This window comes from Vulcanococcus sp. DEBay_Sum22DG08_74, from assembly GCF_017852955.1.
In the GTDB taxonomy this organism is placed as follows: Bacteria; Cyanobacteriota; Cyanobacteriia; order PCC-6307; family Cyanobiaceae; genus Vulcanococcus.
In genome coordinates, this window is sequence record NZ_JAFMKL010000136.1 from 1 (window position 1) to 4,015 (window position 4,015).

The window sequence follows — 4,015 nt, forward strand, 5'->3', positions numbered from 1 at the left end:
CCGCGGCTGCGATCTTCGGGAACGAAGGATTCGCGCAGCTGGTCGATGTAGCCGAGGGTGGACTGACGGTCGCCCTCGAGCTTGCCGACCACGGTGCCGGTGTGCAGCTGGTCACCACCGGACAGACGCAGGCACTTGGCGAGGACGCGGAAGTGGATGCCGTGCTTGGGGTGACGGTCGATCACCGCGTGCATGGCGCGGTGGATGTGCAGCAGGATGCCGTTCTTACGGCACCAGTGTGCAAGACCGGTGTTGGCGGTGAAGCCACCCGTGATGTAGTCGTGCATGATGATCGGCTGCCCGAGTTCCTTGGCGAACTCGGCCCGCTCGTACATCTGCTCAGGGGTGGCGGCGGTGCAGTTCAGGTAGTGACCCTTACGCTCGCCGGTCTCCTGCTCAGCGGACTTCACAGCTTCGGCAACGAACTCGAAACGGTTCTGCCAGCGCTGGAAAGGCTGAGAGTTGATGTTCTCGTCGTCCTTGGTGAAGTCCAGACCGCCGCGGAGGCATTCGTAGACGACACGGCCGTAGTTTTTACCGCTCAGGCCGAGCTTCGGCTTGATGGTGCAACCCAGCAGAGGACGGCCGTACTTGTTCATACGGTCGCGCTCGACCACGATGCCGTTCGGGGGACCCATGCAGGTCTTGATGAACGCCATCGGGAAGCGGATGTCTTCCAGGCGCAGGTGGCGCAGTGCCTTGAAACCGAAGACGTTGCCGACCAGGGAGGTCAGAACGTTGGTGACGGAACCCTCTTCGAACAGATCGAGGGGGTAGGCGATGAACGCATAGAAGGATTCCTTGTCGCCAGGAACGTCTTCGATGCGGTAGCAACGGCCCTTGTAGAAGTCGAGGTCGGTGAGGAGCTCGGACCACACAGTGGACCAGGTGCCGGTGGAAGATTCAGCGGCAACAGCAGCTGCAACTTCTTCCTTGGGAACGCCTTCCTGGCCGGTGCACTTGAAGCAAGCCAGCAGGTCGGTGTCGAGGGGTACGTAGTCAGGAGTCCAATACGTGTCGCGGTACTCCTTAACCCCAGCGTCGTACTTCTTAGCCATGGAGAATCTCCGAGTGGGTCGAGGGAAATAAGTCAGAGAGATGAGTGGCCTTTAGAGGCCTAGCTCAGTCCTCAGTCCTTCGAACCAACGAAGCCAGCGCTGCTGTTGAGAGCAGGCTCCACTTCACGGTGGGGGCGAGCAATGATGTGGGCGGCCACCAGGCCATCACCCACGCGCTCGCAGGCATCGGCGCCAGCGCGAACGGCAGCGTTCACAGCACCGGTTTCGCCGCGGACCAGAACGGTGACGTAACCGCCGCCCACGAATTCGCGACCGATCAGGCGCACTTCGGCGGCCTTGGTCATGGCGTCTGCGGCTTCGATCGCGGGGACCAGACCTCGGGTCTCGATCATGCCGAGGGCGATGCCCATGGTTTCGTTAGCCATTACCTGCTCCTGGAGGAGGGGTGGAATGTTCGCCAGCAACCATGCTTCGGCAACGATCCGTAAGTCAAGACATTTGGTGCTGAATCGCGATTACCGTCACCTCAGTCATTGATAAGTGGCGCTCATCAGTGCCTCACAAAACTTTGGAGATGCTTCTCTAGCTGGCGGTTGCGACGCCTCTGGGTGTCTCCAAAAGCACTGCAGCTAGAGCATTTCTGCTTCGGAGACGTAGGCCACTCCGCCGTAGTAATCGAGCAGCGGTTTGAGCTTGGTTCGCAGTTGCTCCACAACCTCGGGCTCGCAAAACGTCACGACGTGGGCATTGGCGCCAAGGCCGCTGAAGTCCATCGCTTCTGAGACGGATCCATGGGGGCCTTTTCCTGTGACGTGCTTCATCACCGAGTAACCCGCTGCACCCGCCACTTCGATTGCTTTGAGGATGGGTGCGAGCTCCCGCTCGCTCACCACGACATCAACCCGTTTCATGGCGTCAGCTTGCGGAGGGAAGGATGCGATTGATCAGCGCCATGTACAGCGGGATGCCGATCACGATGTTGAAGGGGAAGGTCAACCCCAGTGCCGTTGAGATGTAGAAGCTCGGATTGGCCTCAGGCACGGTCATGCGCATGGCCGCAGGGACCGCGATGTAGGAGGCACTGGCACACAACACGACAAAGAGAAGCGCGTTGCCCGGCCCCAGTCCCAGTCCTCGGGCAATGAAGGTCCCGATCAGGGCATTGCAAAGCGGCATCAGCAGGGCGAAGCCGATCAAGAAGCTTCCAGCGGCTTGGAGATCACGGATCCGCTGGGCGGCGACGATCCCCATGTCCAGCAGGAAAAAGCTGAGGGCGCCGTAGAACAACTTGTCGGTGAAGGGCAGCATCTTTTCAACGCTGCTCGGACTCTGGCCTGCACTGAGGAAGCCCACGAGCAGGCTGCCGACGAGCAGGTAGACCGAGCCATTCAGCAGGGATTCGTGCAGGACAGCTCCCCAGCGCATTCCTTCGCTGTTGGGATTCTTCTGCGGTCCTGCCAACTTCACCAGGAGCAGGCCAACAATGATGGCTGGTGACTCCATTAAGGCCAGAGCGGCGACCATGAAGCCGTCGTGCTGGAGGTGTTGGGTTTCGAGAAAGCTTTCGGCGGTAATAAACGTTACCGCTGAAATGGAGCCGTAGGTCCCAGCAATGGCCGCCGCATTGAACCTGTCGAGCTTCAAGCGCAGTACCCCAAAGGAATAGAGGGGAACGACCAGCGACATCAAGATCGCCGCTGCAATGGTCGGCAGCACTTGCCCGCTGATGCCGCTGTGCTGCAGCTCAAGGCCACCTTTAAAGCCAATCGCGAGTAAGAGATACAGCGAAAAGAGCTTGGGTAGGGGTGCCGGGATCTCCAGGTCCGAGCCCAGCAGCACGGCAAAGACACCCAGGAAAAAGAACAGAACCGGTGGTGTTAACAGGTTCTGCAGGACCAGGCTGGTGTCCATGGACGAACCTGCAGAAAGGGGCTGCTGTTTGACGCTAGATGGCTTCTTTCGAACTGTTCCGTGCTGCACACATCCGGCAATAGCGCCATTGCACGAGCTGGATGGGCTCCCTACGGTTTGAGTGAGGCAGGTGCCCCTGGATTTCTCTGGGGTGGAATGTTCAACCCAACCTGCCTCACCCCCTTAGGCGGCACAATGGCGTCCCTTGGTGTCATTGGATGCGATCTGGCACGCCCCAGCCGATCTTGGTGATCGCCAGTGGCAACCCTTACAAGGTGGCCGAGATCCAAGCGATGCTCGATGCCGTTGCGCTCGAGGTGCGCCAGCAGCCCGATGGACTCGAGATCGAAGAAACCGGCACCACCTATCTCGAGAACGCTCGGCTGAAGGCCTGCAGCGTGGCCCGGCTCACGGGCCAGTGGGCCCTGGCTGATGACTCTGGTTTGGAGGTCGATGCCCTGGGTGGTGAGCCTGGGCTGTATTCCGCCCGCTATGCCGCCACCGATCCCGAGCGCATTCAACGCTTGCTGGACGAACTCGGATCGACCCCCTACCGCAGCGGCAGCTTTAACAGCGCCATGGTGCTCTCCGATCCCGAGGGCAATCCTGTGCTCGAGTCCCAGGGGATCTGCCGCGGTGAGATTCTCAGTAGCCCGCAGGGGCAAGGGGGCGGCTATGACCCGATCTTCTGGGTGCGGGAAGCAGGACTGACCTATGCCCAGATGGGGCAACACCTCAAGGACAAACTGGGCTCCCGGGGTAAAGCGGCCCGTGCTTTGGCCCCGGGGTTGAAGCAGATCTTCGGTCTGCGCTGACTCAGCGGGCAGAGCGCCGGTTGATTTGCTCGACGGCCCGCATCGCAGCAGCAGCGGCTTCGTTGACGTCCCCTTCCCAGCCGGCCAGGGTCAACCTGCCAAAGGCGCCGACCGCCTTGACGTCGACCACGGTGATGTTGCTGGACTTTTCCGCTTCGTTGGCGGCCAGTAGGACATAGCCGGCCGGTTCGGTCTCCAGGATGAACATGCTCATGCCGGCCTGAATCATCGAGCCGCGCCGGTTCTGACGGTTGATCAGCACGGCGTGGT

The 4,015-nt window shown here is 60.6% G+C and carries 6 protein-coding genes; 1 reads left to right on the forward strand and 5 read right to left on the reverse strand.

Annotation, left to right across the window (positions count from 1 at the left end):
* The 4 genes from QZ184_RS10605 to QZ184_RS10620 form a co-directional block, all read right to left on the reverse strand.
* The coding region (locus QZ184_RS10605) for a form I ribulose bisphosphate carboxylase large subunit (RefSeq protein ID WP_296419539.1) at positions 1-1,058 on the reverse strand (1,058 nt) is incomplete at its 3' end.
* 71 nt (positions 1,059-1,129) lie between these two features.
* Positions 1,130-1,444 carry a BMC domain-containing protein gene (locus QZ184_RS10610; protein ID WP_094587519.1) on the reverse strand — a complete coding sequence of 105 codons (315 nt, stop codon included), beginning with the start codon at positions 1,442-1,444 and terminating at the stop codon, positions 1,130-1,132.
* A gap of 204 nt (positions 1,445-1,648) precedes the next feature.
* Positions 1,649-1,930 carry a transcriptional regulator gene (locus QZ184_RS10615; RefSeq protein WP_296419541.1) on the reverse strand — a complete coding sequence of 94 codons (282 nt, stop codon included), beginning with the start codon at positions 1,928-1,930 and terminating at the stop codon, positions 1,649-1,651.
* 4 nt (positions 1,931-1,934) lie between these two features.
* Positions 1,935-2,930 carry a sodium-dependent bicarbonate transport family permease gene (locus tag QZ184_RS10620; protein ID WP_296419544.1) on the reverse strand — a complete coding sequence of 332 codons (996 nt, stop codon included), beginning with the start codon at positions 2,928-2,930 and terminating at the stop codon, positions 1,935-1,937.
* Between the two features lie 218 nt (positions 2,931-3,148).
* Here QZ184_RS10620 and rdgB point away from each other — a divergent pair, with 218 nt between their 5' ends.
* A complete protein-coding gene (rdgB, locus tag QZ184_RS10625) occupies positions 3,149-3,745 on the forward strand; it encodes an RdgB/HAM1 family non-canonical purine NTP pyrophosphatase (protein WP_296416919.1) in 597 nt (198 codons plus the stop codon).
* Position 3,746: 1 nt separating this feature from the next.
* On the opposite strand, the gene QZ184_RS10630 is transcribed toward rdgB, so the two are convergent.
* Positions 3,747-4,015, reverse strand: a 269-nt coding sequence (locus QZ184_RS10630) for a BMC domain-containing protein (RefSeq protein ID WP_296419547.1), incomplete at its 5' end; no start/stop codon positions are given.

Excerpts from the sequence above, each read along its gene's own strand:
- rdgB (WP_296416919.1), top strand. The coding sequence starts at position 3,149 with ATGCGATCTGGCACGCCCCAGCCGATCTTGGTGATCGCCAGTGGCAAC.
- QZ184_RS10610 (WP_094587519.1), bottom strand. The coding sequence starts at position 1,444 with ATGGCTAACGAAACCATGGGCATCGCCCTCGGCATGATCGAGACCCGA.
- QZ184_RS10620 (WP_296419544.1), bottom strand. The coding sequence starts at position 2,930 with ATGGACACCAGCCTGGTCCTGCAGAACCTGTTAACACCACCGGTTCTG.
- QZ184_RS10615 (WP_296419541.1), bottom strand. The coding sequence starts at position 1,930 with ATGAAACGGGTTGATGTCGTGGTGAGCGAGCGGGAGCTCGCACCCATC.